Origin of the sequence: Buttiauxella agrestis ATCC 33320 (assembly GCF_000735355.1) — a bacterium.
GTDB classification, from domain to species: domain Bacteria; phylum Pseudomonadota; class Gammaproteobacteria; order Enterobacterales; family Enterobacteriaceae; genus Buttiauxella; species Buttiauxella agrestis.
The window spans coordinates 22,757-44,079 of the sequence record NZ_JMPI01000061.1 but is presented as its reverse complement, the minus strand read 5'-3'; the positions used below and the strand labels follow the sequence as shown (position 1 = coordinate 44,079).

Below are 21,323 nucleotides of genomic sequence, written 5' to 3'. Positions count from 1 at the left end.
GCGGATTTAATCCGCCCTTTCGTGTTCAAGTTGATTACAGGTTTATTCCTGTAAATCGCCGCAGAAGCGATAACCTTCGCCATGGATGGTGGCGATGATTTCAGGTGTATCTGGAGTCGATTCGAAATGCTTACGAATACGACGAATTGTGACGTCAACGGTACGGTCGTGCGGCTTAAGCTCACGGCCTGTCATTTTCTTCAGCAATTCAGCGCGAGACTGAATTTTCCCAGGGTTTTCGCAGAAGTGCAGCATCGCGCGGAATTCGCTACGCGGCAATTTGTACTGCTCGCCATTTGGGCTGACCAGTGAACGGCTGTTGATGTCCAGTTCCCAACCATTGAACTTGTAGCTTTCAACGGAACGACGTTCTTCGCTGATTGCACCCAGGTTCATAGTACGAGACAACAAGTTACGCGCACGAATGGTTAATTCACGTGGGTTGAATGGCTTAGTGATGTAATCATCTGCGCCGATTTCAAGACCAAGGATTTTATCCACTTCGTTATCGCGGCCGGTCAGGAACATCAATGCCACATTGGCTTGCTCACGCAATTCACGCGCCAGGAGCAGGCCATTTTTACCTGGCAGATTGATATCCATAATGACCAGGTTGATGTCATTATCAGAAAGGATCTGATGCATTTCAGCGCCATCGGTCGCTTCAAAAACATCATAGCCTTCAGCTTCAAAAATGCTCTTTAACGTGTTGCGTGTTACTAATTCGTCTTCGACGATAAGAATATGCGGGGTCTGCATGTTTGCTACCTAAAATTGCCAACTAAATCAAAACAGGAAGTACAAAAGTCCCTGACCTGCCTATTACATGCCATAAATTAACATGCTGGGCGTAACATGACTAAAGTACGTAATTGCGTTCTTGATGCACTTTCCATCAACGTCAACAACATCATTAGCTTGGTCGTGGGCACTTTTCCCTCTGGACCCGACGGTGTCAAAAACGGTTGTTATCCTATACCATTTTAACAGCAACATAACAGGCAGGACCGCTTTAGACATCTGATAAAACTACGCTTCGTTGACATATATCAAATTCAATTGTAGCACGTTAACAGTTTGATGAAATCATCGTAGCGTTTTGCCACCTTTCGTCACAATATTTTAATAATATAGATAGTTACGCGAATTGATTAGTTAAGAATGTAAATCAGATTGTCGATGGCGTTTTTATGGTCTTTTTGTTATATAAAACAAATTGATAGTATTGTTTGTGATCTGTATTGGTGCTGGTCAAACCACCGAAAAGCATTTGTGGTGCTTATGATTCGCATTCATGCATTTTATATATCAATGTTACTTTAATGTAAATTTTTGATGCGTATTATCATTTGTATTTTGTGAATGTCCGAAAACAGACACTTTTTTAAGAGAGCTTTGATGCGTTTTTTAATTATTTTGGTTGCTCCCGCCAGAGCTGAAAATGTCGGTGCCGCAGCCCGCGCAATGAAGACCATGGGATTTGCTGAACTACGCGTTGTTGATAGCGAAGCGGACCGTCAGCCTGAAGCGCGATGGGTGGCACATGGTTCCGGCGACGTGCTGGATAACGCGCAGCATTTCGATACACTCGCGCAAGCGCTGCATGATGTGGATTTCACGATTGCCACCACTGCTCGTAGCCGTGCGAAATTCCATTACTACGCCACGCCGCAGCAACTCGTGCCCTTGCTTGAAGAAAAGCGGGAATGGGTCGGCACGGCGGCGTTGGTTTTTGGGCGTGAAGATTCGGGGCTGACCAACGAAGAGCTGGAGCTGGCTGATGTCTTAACCGGCGTGCCGATGGTGGCAGATTATCCGTCTCTCAATCTTGGGCAGGCTGTCATGGTGTATTGCTACCAACTCTCCGCGCTGATGCAACAGCCCGCTCCTGAGCATGGTGTCGTTGACGCAAAACAGTTAGTGGCTTTGCGTGCGCGTATCGCCTCTTTACTTGAGCGTGTTGATGCCAGCGAAGACCAAAAAATGGTCGACTGGTTGCAGCAGCGGTTGGGGCTTTTAGCGCAGCGTGATACGGCGATGTTGCACCGTTTGCTCCATGATATTGAAAAAAAGTTACCAGAGAAAAATGCTGGCAACTGAATGCATAGTAGTGAGGATGGGGTGTGCTCCCCCCTCTTTTTTAGCGTAATGAGCGCATTTTGTGATGAATTATCAGCGTTCAATAGTCATGTCACAGATAGTGGTAAAATTAAAAATAAATTGACTTAGCCTGTCGGATACTTTAGTCAATATAGGTAAATCATATTACGAGCACACAACATCCATGATTCGCAGCAGCCTGATGACCACAATTATTACAACCACCATTACCACAGGTAACGGTGCGGGCTGACGCATACCAGGAAAAACGAAAAAAGCCCGCACCTAAATAGTGCGGGCTTTTTTTTGGACTAAAAACTCAAGGGTAATAACAAATGCGAGTGTTGAAATTCGGTGGTACTTCAGTGGCAAATGCGGAGCGTTTTCTCCGTGTTGCCGATATCCTGGAAAGCAATGCCAAACAGGGGCAGGTGGCAACAGTGCTTTCTGCCCCGGCGAAAATTACCAATCACCTCGTTGCCATGATTGAAAAAACCATTGGCGGCCAGGATGCCCTACCGAATATCAGTGACGCAGAACGCATCTTCAGCGAACTTCTTAATGGCCTGGCAGAAGCACAACCCGGTTTTCCTCATGCGCAGCTGAAATCGTTTGTTGACCAGGAGTTTGCTCAGTTAAAGCATGTCCTGCACGGCATCAGCCTGTTGGGGCAATGTCCAGACAGCATCAACGCCGCAATGATCTGCCGTGGAGAAAAACTCTCTATCGCGATCATGGCTGAATTGCTCAAAGCGCGCGGCCACAACGTGACGGTTATCAATCCGGTTGAGAAACTTCTCGCCGTCGGGCATTACCTTGAGTCCACTGTTGATATCGCAGAGTCCACTCGGCGCATCGCCGCCAGCCGCATCCCGGCTGACCATATGATCCTGATGGCGGGCTTTACTGCCGGGAACGACAAAGGTGAGCTGGTGGTGTTAGGGCGTAATGGTTCTGACTATTCCGCCGCCGTGCTGGCCGCCTGTTTACGTGCTGATTGCTGTGAAATCTGGACTGATGTTGACGGAGTTTACACTTGCGACCCGCGCCAGGTTCCAGATGCCAGGTTATTGAAATCTATGTCGTATCAGGAGGCGATGGAGCTTTCTTACTTCGGCGCTAAAGTTCTGCATCCACGCACCATTTCTCCTATCGCTCAGTTCCAAATCCCTTGTCTGATTAAAAACACCGGAAACCCGCAAGCGCCTGGCACGTTAATTGGCGCGGAAAGCGACGAAGACTCTCTGCCGGTCAAAGGCATCACCAATCTGAACAACATGGCAATGTTTAACGTCTCAGGCCCTGGCATGAAAGGCATGGTCGGTATGGCGGCTCGTGTTTTTGCGGCGATGAGCGGCGCCGGGATTTCGGTGGTGCTGATTACTCAGTCATCTTCTGAATACAGCATCAGCTATTGCGTGCCGCAGGCAGATTGCGCCCGTGCGCGTCGTGCGATGGAAGATGAGTTTTATCTTGAGTTGAAAGAAGGTCTGCTTGAACCGTTGGCGATCATGGAGCATCTGGCGATTATCTCTGTCGTTGGTGACGGCATGCGCACGCTGCGTGGCATTTCTGCCAAGTTCTTCGCCGCTCTTGCCCGCGCCAACATCAATATCGTGGCCATTGCACAAGGTTCTTCCGAGCGCTCGATTTCTGTGGTGGTCAGCAATGACGATGCGACAACTGGCGTGCGTGTGACCCATCAGATGCTGTTCAATACCGATCAGGTTATCGAAGTGTTCCTGATTGGCGTGGGCGGCGTTGGTGCGGCATTGGTCGAGCAAGTGAAACGCCAGCAGGCGTGGCTCAAGCAAAAACACATTGATTTGCGTGTGTGTGGCATTGCGAACTCGAAAGCGCTGCTGACCAATATCCACGGCCTGAATCTGAACAACTGGCAGGAAGAGCTGGCGCAGGCAAAAGAGCCGTTCAACCTTGGCCGCCTGATTCGCCTGGTGAAAGAGTACCATTTGCTGAACCCGGTCATTGTTGACTGTACGTCCAGCCAGGCGGTGGCCGATCAATACGCCGATTTCCTGGGGGAAGGTTTCCACGTCGTGACGCCGAACAAAAAGGCGAACACTTCCACCATGAATTACTACCATCAGATGCGTAACGCTGCGGCGAAATCACGCCGTAAATTCCTTTACGACACCAATGTGGGCGCGGGCCTGCCGGTTATCGAAAACCTGCAAAACCTGCTTAACGCGGGTGATGAATTACAACGTTTCTCCGGCATTCTTTCTGGTTCACTGTCGTTTATCTTTGGCAAACTCGACGAAGGTATGAGCTTGTCAGAAGCCACCAAAGTGGCGCGAGAAATGGGTTACACCGAACCCGATCCGCGTGACGATCTTTCCGGCATGGACGTCGCGCGTAAGCTGTTAATTCTGGCGCGTGAAACCGGCAGCAACCTTGAGCTTTCCGATATTGTTATCGAGCCTGTATTGCCTGAGTCATTTGATTCTACAGGTGATGTCGAATCGTTTATGGCGCGTATCCCGCAACTGGATGACGAGTTTTCTGCGCGTGTGGCACAAGCCCGCGACGAAGGAAAAGTGTTGCGTTATGTTGGCGTGATTGAAGCGGATGGCAGCTGCAAAGTTAAAATTGATGCGGTTGATGGTAATGACCCGTTGTATAAAGTTAAAAACGGCGAGAACGCCCTGGCGTTTTATAGCCATTACTATCAGCCGTTACCGCTTGTGTTGCGTGGTTACGGAGCAGGGAATGATGTTACTGCTGCCGGTGTTTTCGCCGACTTATTGCGCACTTTGTCATGGAAGTTAGGAGTTTAAGATGGTTAAAGTATATGCCCCGGCTTCCAGTGCCAATATGAGCGTCGGGTTTGATGTACTGGGCGCGGCGGTTTCGCCAATAGACGGTTCGCTGCTCGGCGATTACGTGACGGTCGAAGCGGCAGACACTTTCAGTTTGAATAATATTGGGCGCTTCGCCAGCAAGTTACCTGATGAGCCGCGCGAAAATATCGTTTACCAATGCTGGGAGCGTTTCTGCCAGGAAATCGGCAAAAACATTCCGGTAGCCATGACGCTGGAAAAAAGCATGCCGATTGGTTCTGGTCTGGGATCGAGCGCGTGTTCGGTAGTCGCAGGCTTAATGGCGATGAACGAATACTGCGGTAAACCGCTAAGCGACACCCGCTTGCTGAGCCTGATGGGTGAGCTGGAAGGGCGCATTTCGGGCAGCGTTCACTATGATAACGTTGCGCCGTGCTTCCTTGGCGGTATGCAATTGATGATTGAAGAAAATGGCATCATCAGCCAGTCTGTACCGGGCTTTGATGAATGGCTTTGGGTGCTGGCGTATCCGGGAATTAAAGTCTCGACCGCCGAAGCCCGTGCGATTCTGCCGGCGCAATATCGCCGCCAGGATTGCATCAGCCACGGACGCCATCTGGCAGGCTTTATTCACGCCTGTCACACCCGTCAGCCACATCTTGCGGCAAAACTGATGCGTGATGTGATTGCCGAGCCGTACCGCGCAAAATTGCTGCCGCGCTTTAACGAAGCACGCCAGGCTGCCGCGGATATTGGTGCACTGGCAAGTGGTATTTCGGGCTCCGGCCCCACTCTTTTTGCACTGTGCGATAACACTGACACCGCACATCGCGTGGCTGACTGGCTCAGCCAACACTATTTGCAGAACCAGGAAGGTTTTGTACATATTTGCCGTCTGGACACGGCGGGCGCACGAGTTCTGGGATAACGCATGAAACTGTATAACCTTAAAGATCATAATGAGCAGGTCACTTTTGCCCAGGCAATTGTGCAGGGTTTGGGTAAACAGCAGGGGCTGTTTTTTCCACACGATTTGCCGGAATTTGAACTGACCGAAGTCGACGAAATGTTGAAGATGGACTTTGTCGCCCGCAGCAGCAAAATTCTGTCTGCATTTATCGGTGATGAAATCCCGCAAGAAATTCTCGAAGAACGTGTGCGTGCGGCGTTTGCTTTCCCTGCACCTGTGAAAAGCGTAGAGCCAGATATCGGCTGCCTTGAGCTGTTCCACGGCCCGACGCTGGCATTTAAAGATTTCGGCGGCCGCTTTATGGCGCAGATGCTGACGCATATTAGCGGCGACAAACCGGTCACTATTTTGACCGCGACTTCTGGCGATACGGGTGCTGCGGTAGCGCATGCTTTCTACGGCCTGAAAAACGTGCGCGTCGTTATCCTGTATCCGCGTGGCAAAATTAGCCCGCTACAGGAAAAACTGTTCTGTACCCTTGGCGGTAATATTGAAACTGTCGCTATCGACGGCGATTTCGATGCCTGCCAGGCGCTGGTGAAACAAGCGTTTGATGATGAAGAGTTGAAATTGGCGCTGGGGTTAAACTCCGCCAACTCAATCAACATCAGCCGTTTGCTGGCGCAGATTTGCTATTACTTTGAAGCGGTGGCGCAACTGCCACAAGAAGCTCGCAATCAGCTGGTGGTTTCCGTACCAAGCGGCAACTTTGGTGATTTAACCGCAGGCTTGCTGGCAAAATCACTCGGCTTGCCAATCAAGCGTTTTATCGCGGCGACCAATGCCAACGACACCGTTCCACGTTTCCTGACCAACGGCGAATGGGCACCGAAAACCACGGTTGCGACACTTTCTAACGCCATGGATGTCAGCCAGCCAAACAACTGGCCGCGTGTAGAAGAGTTGTTCCGCCGTAAGATTTGGCGTCTGACCGACCTCGGTTATGCGACCGTCACCGACGAAACCACCAAAGCCACGATGAAAGAACTGAAAGCAGTGGGCTATGTTTCTGAACCGCACGCGGCTATCGCTTATCGCGCGCTGCGTGACCAGCTCCAGCCAGGCGAATACGGCTTGTTCCTTGGCACTGCGCATCCGGCGAAATTCAAAGAAAGCGTGGAGGAGATCCTCGGTGAAACTCTGCCACTGCCAGCAGAGCTTGCCGAACGTGCTGATTTACCGCTGCTTTCCCACAATCTACCCGCGGATTTTGCTGCGCTGCGTGAGTTGATGATGGCCAAAGCGTAATGACCGCATTGCTTTAAAAACCACTCTTCGGAGTGGTTTTTTTATCTCTGAATCATGGAGGAAATGTGCAGGAAACAAGGAGGGAAAATGTAGGAATTCCCATTAAATGCGGGCGCTTAGAGATTAGGATTGCGGAGAATAACAACCCCATGCTGTAAGGCATATGCTCTCTTCAACGACCCATATGGGGCATGAATGCAGTAAGGAGTCACTTATGTTGAAATCAATTATTCTTGCGTTATCGATGCTGGTAATCGCTCCGTTAGCTGCCCAAGCTTCAGAAATTACATTAGTTCCGGCAGTGAAATTACAAATTGGCGATCAGGATAATCACGGAAACTATTGGGATGGCGGTAACTGGCGCGACCATGGTTGGTGGAATGATCACTATGAATGGCGTGATAACAGATGGCATCCGCATGATCATCACAACGATCATCGCGATGACCACAATCATCATGGCAAAGACCATCATGACAACGGTAATCACTACGGCCAAAACAAACATCACTAAACAAAACGCCAGCATTGCGCTGGCGTTTTGGCTTACTGCTCGTGGCGCTTGAACACTAGTTCATGTTCACCGGAGGCGGCTTCATCAAAGAAGTAGCCGTCAGTGTTAAAACCGATCAGTTGTTCAGGTTGGGTGAGGCGGTTTTCAATGATGTAACGGCTCATCAAGCCACGCGCTTTCTTGGCGTAAAAGCTGATAACTTTAAACTTGCCGTTCTTCTCATCGAGGAACACCGGCTTGATGATTTCTGCATTGAGTTTTTTCGGTTTCACCGATTTGTAATACTCATCAGATGCCAGGTTAACCACGATATTGTCACCCTGAGCCTCGAGCGCCTGATTCAACTTCTCGGTGATGGTATCGCCCCAGAAGTGGTACAGATCTTTACCCTTCGGATTCTCAAGCTTGATACCCATTTCTAGCCGATACGGCTGCATCAAATCCAACGGGCGCAACACGCCATATAAGCCGGAAAGCATGCGTAAATGCTGCTGAGCAAAGTCGAAATCCGCATCGCTAAACTCTTCTGCCTGTAATCCGGTGTAGACGTCGCCTTTAAAGGCCAGAATCGCCTGACGCGCATTTTGCGGCGTGAAATCCGGCTGCCATTCGTGAAAACGAGTTTCGTTTAGTGAGGCCAGTTTGTCGCTAATATGCATCAGAGAAGAAATTTGCGGCGCACTGAGTTTGCGCGCCACGGCAATCAACTGCTGGGAATAGTCCAACAGTTCGGGTTGTGTATAACGATCGGTAGGCAGATCGCTTTGATAATCCAGGGTTTTTGCAGGTGAAATTAGAATTAGCATATTTGTTCCTTGCTCACTTTTACCGCCTACTCTAACAAATTTACTGGAAGTATTAGCCAATGGTTGCGATTAGCGTTTGGTTTCAGGAGGCTTTGGATTGTCCCAAATACCCGGTGCCAGTTGGCTTTTAATTTCAGGAAAACGGTTCGGATCGAAAACCGGTATTTCTCCGAGCTTCAACTGGCGCAGGTAATCAGCACTCAGGTCGCGTGCAATCGGTGAGAGCAGCAGGATTGCCGTGAGGTTGGTGACAGCCATAAACGCCATTGCCACATCCGCCATTTGCCAGACCAGCGGCAGTGGCGAAAGCGTACCAAACATCACCATCACCAGCGCCAGACAGCGGAATAACACCGTCGCGAACGGGCTTTTTTGTTGCAAAAAGAAGAGGTTGTTTTCTGCATAGGCATAGTTGGCGACAATAGATGTGAAGGCAAAAAGCATCACGATAAAAGCGATAAACCCGGTTCCCCACGAGCCAACCATGCTGCTCAGCGCTTGTTGTACCAGGGTAATGCCATTCATGCTGGGATCGGCGGTATCGAGTATTCCGGAAAACAGGATGATGCCTGCGGTTGCAGTACAAATGATCATGGTATCAATCAACACACCGAACATTTGCACCAGCCCTTGCGAGGCGGGGTGGGGTGGCCACGGTGCCGCCGCCGCTGCTGCGTTGGGCGAAGAGCCCATACCCGCTTCGTTAGAGAACATTCCGCGCTGAAAACCGGTGGTAATCGCCTGGCTGATGGTGAATCCAATTGCGCCCGAGGCGGCTTCTTGCCAGCCAAACGCGCTTTTGAACACCAGCGAAACCACTTCTGGTAAACGCTCAATGTTCATCGCCATAACCACCAGGCTCATCAACACCCAGATTAACGCCATGAAGGGCACTAACCATTGGGCAACACGCGCGGTGCCTCGCATTCCGCCCCAAATGGTGCCTGCGGTGATGACAACAAGAGCCATGCCAATCCAGGTTTTAGGAATACCAAAAGCATGGTTTACCGCATTGGCGATAGAGTTTGCCTGGACCGCATTGAAAATCAGGCCAAAGGCTATCATCAGGAAAATGGAGAACATGACGCCCATCCAGCGCATTCCCAGCCCGCGTTCCATGTACCAGGCCGGGCCGCCGCGATAATTGCCTTCGCTGTCACGGGTTTTATAAAGTTGGGCAAGGGTACATTCGGCAAAGGAAGTCGCCATACCCAGCATTGCGACGACCCACATCCAGAAAATAGCGCCCGGGCCACCGAGCGTCAGAGCGAGTGCGACCCCGGAAAGATTACCGCTTCCAACACGCGCAGCAAGGCTTGTACACAATGCCTGGAATGAGGATAGTCCGGAAGAATCTGCGTTTTTATTCGCAAGGAGGAGACTGCGTAGATGAGTCAGATAGCGGAATTGCACAAATCCACATCGCCAGGTGAACCACAAACCCGCGCCGACTAATAAGTAAATGAGGATTGAACCCCAGAGTATCTCATTGATAAAAAGAAAAAAATCTGCCATTAACATCCCTCTTTTGCATGCGATACGTGCACAGCCAATGCGCAGCTTGCGCGTATGCTCCATTAGATTGCAGGCGAATAATACATAGAATATATCAGTTTAGCGTTCAGTTCTTACCGATGTGTCACTGCGGTTGCACCTGAATTGCGTCGTGATATCATCAAGCCAGACCGGTTACATCCCCCTAACAAGTTCTACCAAACGAGAAACTATCATGACGGATAAATTGACCTCCCTGCGTCAGCTAACCACAGTTGTTGCGGACACCGGGGATATTGCGGCAATGAAGCTGTATCAGCCGCAAGATGCGACCACCAACCCCTCTCTGATTCTGAACGCTGCGCAAATTCCTGAATACCGCAAACTGATTGATGATGCGGTTGCATGGGCGCGTGAGCAGAGCAGTGACCATGCACAACAAGTTGTGGATGCCACTGACAAGCTGGCGGTGAATATTGGTCTGGAAATCCTGAAACTGATCCCAGGTCGCATCTCTACTGAAGTGGATGCGCGTCTGTCCTATGACACTGATGCCAGCATCACTAAAGCAAAACGCCTGATCAAAATGTACAACGATGCGGGTATCAGCAACGACCGTATCCTGATTAAACTGGCTTCTACCTGGCAGGGCATCCGTGCTGCTGAGCAGCTGGAAAAAGAAGGCATCAACTGTAACCTGACTCTACTGTTCTCCTTCGCGCAGGCGCGTGCTTGTGCAGAAGCGGGCGTATTCCTGATTTCTCCATTCGTAGGTCGTATCCTCGACTGGTACAAAACGAATACCGATAAGAAAGAGTACGCACCAAACGAAGATCCAGGTGTGGTTTCTGTTTCTGAAATCTACCAGTACTACAAAGAACATGGTTACGAGACTGTGGTTATGGGCGCAAGCTTCCGTAACCTGGGCGAGATCATCGAACTGGCTGGTTGTGACCGTCTGACCATTGCTCCTGCACTGCTCAAAGAGCTGGCAGAAAGTGAAGGCGCTGTTGAGCGTAAACTGTCTTACACCGGCGAAGTTAAAGCGCGCCCAGAACGTATGACCGAGTCTGAGTTCCTGTGGAGCCACAACCAAGATCCAATGGCTGTTGATAAACTGGCTGATGGCATCCGTAAGTTTGCTATCGACCAGGAAAAACTGGAAAAAATGATCGGCGACCTGCTGTAATCATTGGCGTGGCCGGAGCATTCCGGTCACGCTTTTTAGTGTTTCACCCTGTCTGCAACTCTCTTCGCCGTGTATCATTCCGTTAAGTTTGCTGATTTCCCCGGGAATGATATGAATACCTTACGCATTGGCTTAGTTTCCATCTCTGACCGCGCTTCGAGCGGTGTCTATCAAGATAAAGGCATTCCGTCGCTTGTTGCCTGGCTTGAAAAAACCTTAACCACCCCTTTCCAGATTGAAACCCGTTTAATCCCTGATGAGCAGCCGTTGATTGAGCAGGCTCTTTGCGAGCTGGTTGATGAAATGGCGTGTCATTTGGTGTTAACCACTGGTGGCACTGGCCCCGCGCGTCGTGATGTAACCCCTGATGCTACGCTTGCGATTGCTGACCGCGTGATGCCTGGCTTTGGCGAGCAGATGCGTCAGATAAGCCTGCAGTTTGTGCCGACGGCCATTCTTTCTCGCCAGGTCGGTGTTATCCGCAAACAAGCATTAATCCTTAACTTGCCGGGGCAGCCGAAATCAATTCAGGAAACGCTGGAAGGCGTCAAAGATGCGGACGGGAAAGTCGTTGTGCCGGGAATTTTTGCAAGTGTACCGTATTGTATACAGTTGCTTGATGGTCCTTATATCGAAACGGATAGCGTTGTAGTAGCAGCTTTTCGGCCTAAAAGCGCGATACGCGAGATAAACTCCTAAAAATTAATTGTTTGTGACATAAGATGTAGTGAGTGTGGTATGTGTGGCGGGGTTCGTTATAGTAAGTTTTGCTTTACAGCAAAATGGAAACTAAATACCACGCCCTATTGCATACGCAGGTTCTTATGTCACAACAACAGCATTCAATACAACGCACAAGACCTCTGAATCGTCAGGATTATAAAACTCTGACTCTTGCCGCCCTTGGCGGTGCGCTCGAATTTTACGACTTCATCATCTTCGTCTTCTTCGCCACCGTTGTCGGGGCGCTTTTCTTCCCAGCGGATATTCCTGAATGGCTACGCCAGCTACAAACCTTCGGCATTTTTGCTGCGGGATATCTGGCGCGTCCCTTAGGCGGCATCATCATGGCGCACTTTGGCGATCTGGTTGGCCGCAAGAAAATGTTCACCCTGAGCATTTTGCTGATGGCGTTACCGACGCTGGCGATTGGTATGCTCCCAACGTACGAAACGTTGGGCATCGCGGCTCCAGTCTTGCTGCTTTTGATGCGTGTGCTTCAGGGCGCGGCAATTGGCGGTGAAGTCCCAGGTGCCTGGGTCTTTGTTGCCGAACACGTTCCTTATAAACGTATCGGCATTGCGTGTGGCACGTTAACGGCGGGCTTAACAGCCGGGATTTTGCTGGGTTCCGTTGTCGCTACCATCATTAATACCTCGATGACGCAGGAAGCCATTCACGATGGCGGCTGGCGTATTCCGTTCTTCTTAGGCGGTATATTCGGCCTGGTGGCGATGTATCTGCGTCGCTGGCTGCAAGAGACCCCCATCTTTATAGAGATGCAGCAACGCAAAGCGCTGGCAGAAGAGTTGCCGTTGAAATCTGTCATCGCAAACCATAAAAAAGCGGTCGTGATTTCGATGCTCCTGACCTGGTTGTTGTCGGCAGGGATTGTAGTGGTGATTTTGATGGCTCCTACCTGGTTGCAAAAACAGTTGGGGATTGCGCCTGCATTAACGCTCCAGGCAAACAGCATTGCCATCGTGATGCTGTGTATCGGTTGTATTGTGGCGGGGTTGGTTATCGATCGTATTGGTGCCAGTAAAACGTTTATTGTCGGCAGTCTGATGCTGGCTGTTTGTAGCTGGATGTTCTACCACCTGACAGCGAGTCACCCTGAATACCTGTTCTTCTTATATGGTCTGGTCGGTTTAAGCGTCGGCGTTGTTGGGGCAGTTCCGTATGTGATGGTCAGAGCGTTCCCGGCGGAAGTGCGTTTTACCGGAATCTCGTTCTCTTACAATATGTCGTATGCCATTTTCGGTGGCCTGACGCCAATCTTCGTGACGATGCTATCAGCAATATCACCGATGGGACCCGCGTGGTATGTGCTGGCGTTAGCGATGGTGGGTTTAGGTCTGGGGATTTGGCTGCGCAACGATTTAACGTCGGAAAGCAAAGTGGTTGAAAGGCCGCTGCAACATTCATAAAAAAACGCGGAGGAAAACCTCCGCGTTTTTGTTTTCTGATTCGTTGCTTGCCGGAATTAGTGTTTTTCACCAATCGGCAGCACGGTACGGCCAAACTGCTCGTTGAGCACTTCGCCCATCGCCAGGTAGATGGCGCTCGCGCCACACACCAGACCAATCCAGCCCGCGATGCGTACGATGCCTTCGTTGTCAGCCAGGTGGCCGATAGCCAGCAGAGCAAACAGAACGGTCAGGCTTGCAAACACGAACTGCAGCATACGTGGCGCGGAAGCCAGGGTGCCGAAGAACATGAATAGCGTGAATACGCCCCACAGACCGAGATACGCGCCGAGGAAGTGTGCGTTTGCAGCGTCTGCAAGACCCATCTTAGGCATGATCAGAATGGCGACCAGAGTCAGCCAGAAAGATCCATAAGAAGTGAATGCAGTCAGGCCGAAAGTATTACCTTTCTTAAATTCCAACAGGCCGGCAAAAATTTGTGCGATACCACCGTAGAAAATGCCCATTGCAAGGATGTTGACATCAAAAGGGAATATGCCGGTGTTATGCAGGTTGAGCAGAATGGTAGTCATGCCGAAGCCCATCAAGCCCAGGGGAGCTGGATTAGCCAACTTAGTGTTGCCCATAGTTCCTCTAAAATTCGTCTGAAAATGAATAGTTGTAGTCGCCACACGACTGCGAAAGGGCAGCGGGGCGCGGCATCATAATCAGGAGAGGGGTTCGAGTCCATGATCTAAACAGGTGTGAAGATGAAAATTTTTTTTGCCTTGCCCCTTGATGGCGAGCCGAGTGACCCCATCTTGTATGCAACCGCAGTTGATGAGCCTGCAAAAAAACGTGTTTGGGCAGTTGAAAGACTCTTGTTTGCCCGCATAACAGGTTCACGACCATATGACGAACAAATTTTAAGTGGAGACGTTTAGATGGGTAAAATTATTGGCATCGACTTGGGTACAACCAACTCTTGTATAGCAATTATGGATGGTACCACCGCTCGCGTTCTTGAAAACGCCGAGGGTGATCGCACCACTCCTTCAATCATTGCCTATACCCAGGATGGTGAGATTCTGGTTGGTCAGCCGGCTAAACGTCAGGCAGTGACTAACCCGCAGAACACACTGTTCGCGATCAAGCGCCTGATTGGCCGTCGCTTCCAGGATGAAGAAGTGCAGCGTGATGAAGCCATCATGCCGTACAAAATCATTGCAGCCGACAACGGCGACGCATGGATTGATGTTAAAGGTCAGAAAATGGCACCTCCGCAGATCTCTGCTGAAGTGTTGAAGAAAATGAAGAAAACCGCTGAAGATTATCTGGGCGAGCCAGTAACTGAAGCTGTTATCACCGTTCCTGCATACTTCAACGATGCACAGCGTCAGGCAACTAAAGATGCTGGCCGTATCGCAGGTCTGGAAGTAAAACGTATCATCAACGAACCAACCGCAGCGGCTCTGGCCTACGGTCTGGATAAAGAAGTTGGCAACCGTACTATCGCGGTTTACGACTTGGGTGGTGGTACTTTTGATATCTCTATTATCGAAATCGACGAAGTTGATGGCGAAAAAACCTTCGAAGTTCTGGCAACCAACGGTGATACCCACCTGGGTGGTGAAGACTTCGATAGCCGTTTGATCAACTACTTAGTGGAAGAGTTCAAGAAAGATCAAGGTATCGATCTGCGTAACGATCCACTGGCTATGCAGCGTCTGAAAGAAGCTGCTGAAAAAGCGAAAATTGAGCTGTCTTCTGCTCAACAGACCGACGTGAACCTGCCGTACATCACAGCAGACGCGACCGGTCCAAAACACATGAACATCAAAGTGACTCGTGCAAAACTGGAATCCCTGGTCGAAGACCTGGTAAACCGTTCTATCGAGCCGCTGAAAGTTGCTCTGCAAGACGCTGGCCTGTCTGTATCTGATATCCAGGACGTTATCCTGGTTGGTGGTCAGACTCGTATGCCAATGGTGCAGAAGAAAGTGACTGAGTTCTTCGGTAAAGAACCACGTAAAGACGTTAACCCGGACGAAGCTGTTGCAATCGGTGCAGCTGTTCAGGGGGGTGTGCTTGCTGGTGATGTGACTGACGTACTGCTGCTGGACGTTACCCCGCTGTCTTTGGGTATCGAAACCATGGGCGGTGTGATGACTTCACTGATCAACAAAAACACCACTATCCCGACTAAGCACAGCCAGGTGTTCTCTACAGCTGAAGATAACCAGTCTGCGGTGACCATCCATGTGATTCAGGGTGAGCGTAAGCGTGCGGCGGATAACAAATCTCTGGGTCAGTTCAACCTGGATGGTATCAGCCCAGCACCACGCGGCATGCCGCAGATCGAAGTAACTTTCGATATTGATGCTGATGGTATCCTGCACGTTTCCGCGAAAGACAAAAACAGCGGTAAAGAGCAGAAGATCACCATCAAGGCTTCTTCTGGTCTGAACGAAGAAGAAATCCAGAAAATGGTTCGCGATGCAGAAGCTAACGCCGAAGCTGACCGTAAGTTTGAAGAACTGGTTCAGACTCGCAACCAGGGCGACCATTTGCTGCACAGCACTCGCAAGCAGGTTGAAGAAGCAGGCGACAAACTGCCAGCTGATGACAAAACTGCTATTGAGTCCGCACTGACAGCGCTGGAATCTTCTCTGAAAGGCGAAGACAAAGCAGACATCGAAGCGAAAATGCAGGTACTGGCACAAGTTTCTCAGAAACTGATGGAACTGGCTCAGGCGCAACATGCTGAGCAGCAAGCTGGTAACGCAACTGATGCTGGTAACTCAACAAGCAAAGACGACGATGTTGTTGATGCTGAGTTCGAAGAAGTTAAAGACAAAAAATAATCGCCCTTTGAGCGGTTGGTAACTGGCACGGGCGTCGAGGTTTTCCTCTGCGCCCGTGCCCGCATGTTAGGGGCAGACAAAAAAGATGGCGAAGAGAGACTATTACGAGGTTTTAGGCGTTCCGAAAAACGCGGAAGAGCGTGAAATCAAGAAAGCCTATAAACGCCTGGCAATGAAGTTTCACCCGGATCGTAATCAGGGTGACAAAGAGTCCGAAGGCAAATTTAAAGAGATCAAAGAAGCCTACGAAATCCTGACCGATGATCAAAAACGTGCTGCTTACGACCAATATGGTCATGCCGCGTTTGAGCAAGGCGGGATGGGCGGCGGCGGTCACGGCGGATTTGGCGGTGGCGGTGCTGACTTTGGCGATATCTTTGGCGACGTATTCGGTGACATCTTCGGTGGTGGCCGCCGTCAGCGCGCTTCCCGCGGGTCCGATTTGCGTTACAACATGGACTTAACGCTGGAAGAAGCGGTTCGTGGCGTCACCAAAGAGATCCGTATCCCAACGCTTGAAGAGTGCGGTGTTTGCCACGGTAGCGGCGCGAAAGCTGGCTCTAAGCCGCAGACTTGCCCGACTTGTCATGGACAAGGTCAGGTGCAAATGCGCCAGGGCTTCTTCACCGTGCAGCAGAGTTGTCCGCACTGCCAGGGTCGCGGCTCTATTATTAAAGATCCGTGCAATACCTGTCATGGTCATGGCCGTGTAGAGAAAACGAAAACCCTGTCGGTGAAAATCCCGGCTGGCGTCGATACCGGTGACCGTATTCGTCTTGCAGGCGAAGGTGAAGCGGGTGAGCATGGCGCTCCATCAGGTGATTTGTACGTTCAGGTTCAGGTTAAACAGCACCCGATCTTCGAACGTGAAGGCAACAACCTGTATTGCGAAGTGCCAATTAACTTCGCGATGGCTGCGCTCGGTGGCGAAATCGAAGTCCCTACGCTTGATGGCCGTGTGAACCTGAAAGTGCCGGGCGAAACGCAAACGGGCAAATTGTTCAGAATGCGTGGCAAAGGTGTGAAATCCGTACGTGGCGGCGCTCAAGGCGATCTGCTGTGCCGCGTTGTGGTGGAAACCCCTGTCAGCCTGAACGAAAAGCAGAAACAACTGCTGCGTGATTTGGCTGAAAGTTTTGGTGGCCCAAGCGGTGAAAAGAACAGTCCGCGTTCAAAGAACTTCTTTGACGGCGTGAAAAAGTTCTTTGATGATTTGACCCGCTAAACCCCATTTCCTTTCAGCAGTACAAAAGCCTGAATCGTTTGTTTTTTGATTCAGGCTTTTTTATGCGCTAAAAATGTATTAATTCTACAAGTAATACAGTTCGTTATTTCCGATTCTTTGATGCTATATAATCTACTTTTCTCGATGTATTAGACAGGCTATGCTTAATACATATTAAAGCCCTAAATGATTTAAGGCAGTTGAAAAACCGGGATGACAGAATGACTAAAAAACTAAAATGCTTTTTCCATAGCGATGCCTCAAGCGGCATCTTTTTGATCCTTGCCGCAGTTCTGGCAATGGTTCTTGCTAATCTGGGTTCCACCAGCGAGTTATATCAATCGTTTTTGAACACACCGGTAGAAGTCCGTATCGGTTCTCTGGATATCAGTAAAAACCTGTTGTTATGGGTGAATGATGCACTGATGGCCATCTTCTTCCTGATGATTGGTCTGGAAGTGAAGCGTGAAATGGTGAGCGGCTCGCTTGCCAGCATGCGTCAGGCGTCGTTCCCGGTAATTGCGGCGTTGGGCGGCATGGTTGTTCCGGCGGCAATTTATTTACTGTTTAACTTCCAGGACCCAATCACCCGTGAGGGCTGGGCGATCCCGGCTGCGACGGATATCGCTTTCGCTTTGGGTATTCTGGCATTGCTGGGCAACCGTGTACCTGTTGCACTTAAAGTGTTCCTGATGGCGCTGGCGATTATCGATGACCTGGGCGCGATTGTTATCATCGCTTTGTTCTACACCAGCGACCTTTCAATTCTGTCGCTGGCGGTTGCTGCGGGGGCGATTGCGGTCCTGGCATTACTGAACATCTGCAACGTTCGTCGCACCGGCTTGTATATTCTGGTGGGGGTCGTATTGTGGACTGCGGTATTGAAATCAGGTGTACACGCAACGCTTGCCGGGGTCATCATTGGCTTCCTTATTCCGCTTAAAGAGAAAGACGGGCGTTCCCCGGCAAAAGAGCTGGAGCATGTGCTTCACCCTTGGGTCGCGTTCCTGATTCTCCCATTGTTCGCTTTTGCCAATGCAGGTGTGTCGTTGAGCGGTGTAACTTTTGCCGGCTTAACCTCGCTGTTGCCAATGGGGATTATGGCGGGTCTGTTTATCGGCAAGCCGCTGGGCATTAGCCTGTTCTGCTGGGCTGCCCTGAAATTTAAACTGGCAACCTTGCCTGAAGGGACAACCTGCAAAGAGATTATGGCGGTGGGTGTGCTGTGCGGAATTGGCTTTACGATGTCGATTTTCATCGCGTCGCTGGCATTCGACGGCGCGGATCCGGCACTTATTACCTGGGCGAAACTGGGTATTCTGCTTGGCTCACTGCTTTCAGCAGTGGTGGGTTACTGCATGTTGAGAAGTCGTTTCAGCCCACAACTAAAACATAATTAATATTCCACTAACGGCTCCTTGGGAGCCGTTAGCAAATGGATGGTTTATCAGGGAGCGAACAACGCATGTCACACATAAATTACAATCATCTCTACTATTTCTGGCACGTTTGCAAAGAAGGTTCTGTCGTAGGTGCAGCAGAAGCTCTATATCTGACGCCACAAACCATTACCGGCCAAATCAAAGCATTAGAAGAACGCCTGCAAGGCAAACTGTTCCGTCGCCAGGGGCGTGGTTTAGTTCCTTCTGAACTGGGCCAGCTTGTATTTCGTTATGCAGACCGCATGTTTACGCTAAGCCAGGAGATGCTGGATATCGTCAACTATCGCAAAGAGTCGAGCCTGCTCTTTGATGTGGGTATTGCCGATGCGTTATCAAAACGTCTGGTCAGCGGCGTGCTGGATGCCGCGGTGGTTGAGGATGAACAAATTCACCTGCGCTGCTTTGAATCGACACACGAAATGCTGCTCGAACAATTGAGCCAACATAAGCTGGATATGATTATCTCTGACTGCCCGATTGATTCGACCCAGCAAGAAGGGTTGTTCTCGGTGAAAATCGGCGAATGCGGAATTAGCTTCTGGAGCCAGAATCCGGTGCCTGATTTGCCATTCCCTGCATGCCTGGAAACCCGACGCTTACTGATTCCGGGGCGTCGTTCGATGCTAGGGCGCAAAATTCTCAACTGGATTAATGGCCAGGGGCTGAATGTTGAGATCCTCGGCGAGTTTGATGATGCGGCACTGATGAAGGCTTTTGGGGCGGCGCATAATGCGATATTTGTCGCACCAACCCTTTACGGTGAAGACACTTACAAAGATGAGAGCATTGTCGAAATCGGGCGCGTTGAGAATGTGATGGAAGAATATCACGCGATATTCGCTGAACGAATGATTCAGCACCCCGCGGTGCAGCGTGTGTGTAACAGGGATTATTCGGCTTTGTTCAAAGAAGCTTGATTCAAAAGCTCAAATTTCAGATATAAAAAAACCGGCAGAAGCCGGTTTTTTTTAAGCTAACAACAAGTTGGCGATTAAGCCAGTTTGTTGATTTGCGCTACAAGGTTAGCCTTATGACGCGCAGCTTTGTTTTTGTGGATCAGACCTTTGCTAGCCTGACGATCCACGATTGGTTGCATTTCGTTAAATGCTTTCTGTGCAGCAGCTTTGTCGCCAGTTTCAATCGCTGCGTATACTTTCTTGATGAAAGTACGCATCATAGAGCGACGGCTTGCGTTGTGCTTACGAGCCTTTTCAGACTGTACAGCACGTTTCTTAGCTGATTTGATATTAGCCAAGGTCCAACTCCCAAATATGATCTATGTGGACAATTCAAAGGCCGAGGAATATGCCCTCTTAGCCTTCTTTTGTCAATGGATTTGTGCAAATAAGCGCCGTTAAATTTCCGGAGCCTCTTACGTTGTGATGGCGCGGATTCTACCAGCTTCATGCTCATGAATACAGCTTTAAGCAACAAAAATCGTCCAGTGATGCGCATCTATATAGAAACCAGACGCCAGCGCGATGAAATCCTTAATGCTTTATGTCAAAGGGTACAATCGCCGGTTAACCTTCACCGTGGTAATTGATATAATCCGCCGATTTCCACTGTCTTGAGCCAGCCATGAAGCTGATACGCGGCATACATAATTTACGCCAGAACCACCACGGGTGTGTCCTCACCATTGGGAATTTCGACGGCGTTCATCGAGGCCACAAGTCCCTGTTAAAAGGGCTGTGTGCGGAAGGACGTGCGCGCAATCTGCCGGTGATGGTCATGATCTTTGAGCCGCAACCGCTTGAGCTTTTTGCGGGTGATAAAGCTCCAGCGCGTCTGACAAGGCTGCGCGAAAAGCTGCGTTATCTGGCCGAGTGTGGAGTGGACTACGTGTTGTGCGTGCGATTTGACCGTCGCTTTGCTGCATTCACCGCGCAAAACTTCGTCAGCGATCTGCTGGTCGACCGCCTCGGGGTAAAATTCCTCGCGGTAGGTGATGATTTCCGCTTTGGTGCTGGTCGCCAGGGGGATTTCTTGTTATTACAGAAGGCTGGCCTGGAATACGGCTTTGACGTCACCAGTACGCAAACTTTCTGTGAAGGCGGCGTGCGAATTAGCAGCACAGCGGTGCGTCAGGCTCTGGCCGAGGACGACTTAGCGCTGGCTGAAAGTTTACTGGGTCATCCGTTTATCATCTCCGGGCGCGTTGTCCATGGTGATGAACTCGGAAGAACCATTGGTTTCCCAACGGCGAATTTACCGCTTCGTCGTCAGGTTTCCCCGGTGAAAGGGGTGTTTGCGGTAGAAGTCGCAGGCCTTGGCGATAAACTGCTGCCTGGTGTTGCCAATATTGGTACTCGTCCAACGGTGGCGGGCCTGCGCCAACAGCTGGAAGTCCATTTGCTGGACGTTGTAATGGACTTATATGGGCACCATATTGATGTGGTGCTACGTAAAAAAATACGAAATGAACAACGGTTTGCTTCGCTTGATGAACTGAAAGCGCAAATCGCCAAAGATGTGGTAACCGCCCGCGAATTTTTTGGGCCCAATACCTGAGCAAGCTAACTACGGAACCGAGAATCT

20 protein-coding genes, 1 pseudogene and 1 other annotated feature are annotated in these 21,323 nt (G+C 50.2%); of the genes and pseudogenes, 16 read left to right on the top strand and 5 right to left on the bottom strand.

Translation table 11 applies throughout. The features are described 5' to 3' along the window. Positions 1-42 precede the first annotated feature (42 nt). Positions 43-759 carry a two-component system response regulator ArcA gene (gene arcA, locus GBAG_RS17310; RefSeq protein ID WP_034459438.1) on the bottom strand — a complete coding sequence of 239 codons (717 nt, stop codon included), beginning with the start codon at positions 757-759 and terminating at the stop codon, positions 43-45. Positions 760-855: 96 nt separating this feature from the next. Between arcA and yjjY the strand changes: the two are divergent. The 7 genes and pseudogenes from yjjY (at position 856) to GBAG_RS17285 (ending at position 7,633) form a co-directional block, all read left to right on the top strand. Beyond that, a pseudogene (gene yjjY, locus GBAG_RS22830) lies at positions 856-998 on the top strand (YjjY family protein). Positions 999-1,398: 400 nt separating this feature from the next. Then, positions 1,399-2,100, top strand: a complete 702-nt coding sequence (locus tag GBAG_RS17305; RefSeq protein WP_034498594.1) for a tRNA/rRNA methyltransferase — start codon at positions 1,399-1,401, stop codon at positions 2,098-2,100. A 184-nt stretch (positions 2,101-2,284) separates the two neighbouring features. Further along, on the top strand, positions 2,285-2,353 hold the full coding sequence (gene thrL / locus GBAG_RS23300) for a thr operon leader peptide (RefSeq protein ID WP_072011210.1): 69 nt from the start codon (positions 2,285-2,287) through the stop codon (positions 2,351-2,353). Then, positions 2,292-2,409, top strand: a sequence feature (Thr leader region). (Overlaps the previous gene by 62 nt.) Before the next feature lie 26 nt (positions 2,410-2,435). After that, positions 2,436-4,898, top strand: a complete 2,463-nt coding sequence (gene thrA, locus GBAG_RS17300) for a bifunctional aspartate kinase/homoserine dehydrogenase I (protein ID WP_034498592.1) — start codon at positions 2,436-2,438, stop codon at positions 4,896-4,898. Between the two features lies 1 nt (position 4,899). Further along, on the top strand, positions 4,900-5,829 hold the full coding sequence (thrB, locus tag GBAG_RS17295; protein WP_034498590.1) for a homoserine kinase: 930 nt from the start codon (positions 4,900-4,902) through the stop codon (positions 5,827-5,829). 3 nt (positions 5,830-5,832) lie between these two features. Continuing rightward, positions 5,833-7,119 (top strand): threonine synthase, encoded by a 1,287-nt coding sequence (gene thrC, locus GBAG_RS17290; protein ID WP_034498587.1) that lies wholly within the window; start codon positions 5,833-5,835, stop codon positions 7,117-7,119. A 214-nt stretch (positions 7,120-7,333) separates the two neighbouring features. Then, positions 7,334-7,633, top strand: coding sequence for a DUF2502 domain-containing protein (locus GBAG_RS17285; RefSeq protein ID WP_034498583.1), 300 nt, complete (start codon positions 7,334-7,336; stop codon positions 7,631-7,633). Positions 7,634-7,665: 32 nt separating this feature from the next. Here the strand turns inward: GBAG_RS17285 and yaaA are convergent, their stop codons facing one another. Next, positions 7,666-8,439, bottom strand: coding sequence for a peroxide stress protein YaaA (gene yaaA, locus GBAG_RS17280; RefSeq protein ID WP_034498580.1), 774 nt, complete (start codon positions 8,437-8,439; stop codon positions 7,666-7,668). A gap of 69 nt (positions 8,440-8,508) precedes the next feature. Next, on the bottom strand, positions 8,509-9,954 hold the full coding sequence (locus GBAG_RS17275) for an alanine/glycine:cation symporter family protein (protein WP_034498701.1): 1,446 nt from the start codon (positions 9,952-9,954) through the stop codon (positions 8,509-8,511). 214 nt (positions 9,955-10,168) lie between these two features. Here GBAG_RS17275 and tal point away from each other — a divergent pair, with 214 nt between their 5' ends. The 3 genes from tal (at position 10,169) to GBAG_RS17260 (ending at position 13,272) form a co-directional block, all read left to right on the top strand. Next, entirely contained in the window at positions 10,169-11,122 is a 954-nt protein-coding gene (gene tal / locus GBAG_RS17270; protein WP_034498577.1) for a transaldolase, read from the top strand. A gap of 111 nt (positions 11,123-11,233) precedes the next feature. Beyond that, positions 11,234-11,821: a molybdopterin adenylyltransferase gene (mog, locus tag GBAG_RS17265; protein ID WP_034498574.1), complete on the top strand. Its 588-nt coding sequence runs from the start codon at positions 11,234-11,236 to the stop codon at positions 11,819-11,821. 125 nt (positions 11,822-11,946) lie between these two features. Next, on the top strand, positions 11,947-13,272 hold the full coding sequence (locus GBAG_RS17260) for an MFS transporter (RefSeq protein ID WP_034498571.1): 1,326 nt from the start codon (positions 11,947-11,949) through the stop codon (positions 13,270-13,272). A 56-nt stretch (positions 13,273-13,328) separates the two neighbouring features. Here the strand turns inward: GBAG_RS17260 and satP are convergent, their stop codons facing one another. Continuing rightward, positions 13,329-13,898: an acetate uptake transporter gene (gene satP / locus GBAG_RS17255; protein WP_034498568.1), complete on the bottom strand. Its 570-nt coding sequence runs from the start codon at positions 13,896-13,898 to the stop codon at positions 13,329-13,331. 123 nt (positions 13,899-14,021) lie between these two features. On the opposite strand from satP, the gene GBAG_RS22820 reads away from it, so the two are divergent. The 5 genes from GBAG_RS22820 to nhaR all read left to right on the top strand — a co-directional run bounded on the left by GBAG_RS22820 (position 14,022) and on the right by nhaR (position 19,699). After that, positions 14,022-14,195, top strand: coding sequence for a hypothetical protein (locus tag GBAG_RS22820; protein ID WP_156104907.1), 174 nt, complete (start codon positions 14,022-14,024; stop codon positions 14,193-14,195). Beyond that, positions 14,196-16,115: a molecular chaperone DnaK gene (gene dnaK, locus GBAG_RS17250; protein ID WP_034498565.1), complete on the top strand. Its 1,920-nt coding sequence runs from the start codon at positions 14,196-14,198 to the stop codon at positions 16,113-16,115. An 85-nt stretch (positions 16,116-16,200) separates the two neighbouring features. Then, positions 16,201-17,340 carry a molecular chaperone DnaJ gene (dnaJ, locus tag GBAG_RS17245; protein ID WP_034498562.1) on the top strand — a complete coding sequence of 380 codons (1,140 nt, stop codon included), beginning with the start codon at positions 16,201-16,203 and terminating at the stop codon, positions 17,338-17,340. A 221-nt stretch (positions 17,341-17,561) separates the two neighbouring features. Continuing rightward, the gene (nhaA, locus tag GBAG_RS17240; RefSeq protein WP_034498560.1) at positions 17,562-18,740 is read left to right on the top strand and encodes a Na+/H+ antiporter NhaA; all 1,179 of its coding nucleotides are present in this window, start codon (positions 17,562-17,564) and stop codon (positions 18,738-18,740) included. A 65-nt stretch (positions 18,741-18,805) separates the two neighbouring features. Beyond that, positions 18,806-19,699, top strand: coding sequence for a transcriptional activator NhaR (gene nhaR / locus GBAG_RS17235; protein ID WP_034498557.1), 894 nt, complete (start codon positions 18,806-18,808; stop codon positions 19,697-19,699). A gap of 74 nt (positions 19,700-19,773) precedes the next feature. Here nhaR and rpsT read toward each other — a convergent pair whose 3' ends face one another. Next, positions 19,774-20,037 carry a 30S ribosomal protein S20 gene (gene rpsT, locus GBAG_RS17230; protein ID WP_034459390.1) on the bottom strand — a complete coding sequence of 88 codons (264 nt, stop codon included), beginning with the start codon at positions 20,035-20,037 and terminating at the stop codon, positions 19,774-19,776. A 326-nt stretch (positions 20,038-20,363) separates the two neighbouring features. Here rpsT and ribF point away from each other — a divergent pair, with 326 nt between their 5' ends. Next, a complete protein-coding gene (gene ribF, locus GBAG_RS17225; RefSeq protein ID WP_034498554.1) occupies positions 20,364-21,296 on the top strand; it encodes a bifunctional riboflavin kinase/FAD synthetase in 933 nt (310 codons plus the stop codon). The last annotated feature ends 27 nt before the right edge of the window (positions 21,297-21,323 follow it).

Excerpts from the sequence above, each read along its gene's own strand:
- arcA (WP_034459438.1), bottom strand. The coding sequence starts at position 759 with ATGCAGACCCCGCATATTCTTATCGTCGAAGACGAATTAGTAACACGC.
- thrB (WP_034498590.1), top strand. The coding sequence starts at position 4,900 with ATGGTTAAAGTATATGCCCCGGCTTCCAGTGCCAATATGAGCGTCGGG.
- GBAG_RS17305 (WP_034498594.1), top strand. The coding sequence starts at position 1,399 with ATGCGTTTTTTAATTATTTTGGTTGCTCCCGCCAGAGCTGAAAATGTC.
- thrC (WP_034498587.1), top strand. The coding sequence starts at position 5,833 with ATGAAACTGTATAACCTTAAAGATCATAATGAGCAGGTCACTTTTGCC.
- dnaJ (WP_034498562.1), top strand. The coding sequence starts at position 16,201 with ATGGCGAAGAGAGACTATTACGAGGTTTTAGGCGTTCCGAAAAACGCG.
- nhaR (WP_034498557.1), top strand. The coding sequence starts at position 18,806 with ATGTCACACATAAATTACAATCATCTCTACTATTTCTGGCACGTTTGC.
- ribF (WP_034498554.1), top strand. The coding sequence starts at position 20,364 with ATGAAGCTGATACGCGGCATACATAATTTACGCCAGAACCACCACGGG.
- GBAG_RS17260 (WP_034498571.1), top strand. The coding sequence starts at position 11,947 with ATGTCACAACAACAGCATTCAATACAACGCACAAGACCTCTGAATCGT.
- thrA (WP_034498592.1), top strand. The coding sequence starts at position 2,436 with ATGCGAGTGTTGAAATTCGGTGGTACTTCAGTGGCAAATGCGGAGCGT.
- satP (WP_034498568.1), bottom strand. The coding sequence starts at position 13,898 with ATGGGCAACACTAAGTTGGCTAATCCAGCTCCCCTGGGCTTGATGGGC.
- dnaK (WP_034498565.1), top strand. The coding sequence starts at position 14,196 with ATGGGTAAAATTATTGGCATCGACTTGGGTACAACCAACTCTTGTATA.
- GBAG_RS17285 (WP_034498583.1), top strand. The coding sequence starts at position 7,334 with ATGTTGAAATCAATTATTCTTGCGTTATCGATGCTGGTAATCGCTCCG.
- yaaA (WP_034498580.1), bottom strand. The coding sequence starts at position 8,439 with ATGCTAATTCTAATTTCACCTGCAAAAACCCTGGATTATCAAAGCGAT.
- GBAG_RS17275 (WP_034498701.1), bottom strand. The coding sequence starts at position 9,954 with ATGGCAGATTTTTTTCTTTTTATCAATGAGATACTCTGGGGTTCAATC.
- tal (WP_034498577.1), top strand. The coding sequence starts at position 10,169 with ATGACGGATAAATTGACCTCCCTGCGTCAGCTAACCACAGTTGTTGCG.
- mog (WP_034498574.1), top strand. The coding sequence starts at position 11,234 with ATGAATACCTTACGCATTGGCTTAGTTTCCATCTCTGACCGCGCTTCG.
- GBAG_RS22820 (WP_156104907.1), top strand. The coding sequence starts at position 14,022 with ATGAAAATTTTTTTTGCCTTGCCCCTTGATGGCGAGCCGAGTGACCCC.
- nhaA (WP_034498560.1), top strand. The coding sequence starts at position 17,562 with ATGACTAAAAAACTAAAATGCTTTTTCCATAGCGATGCCTCAAGCGGC.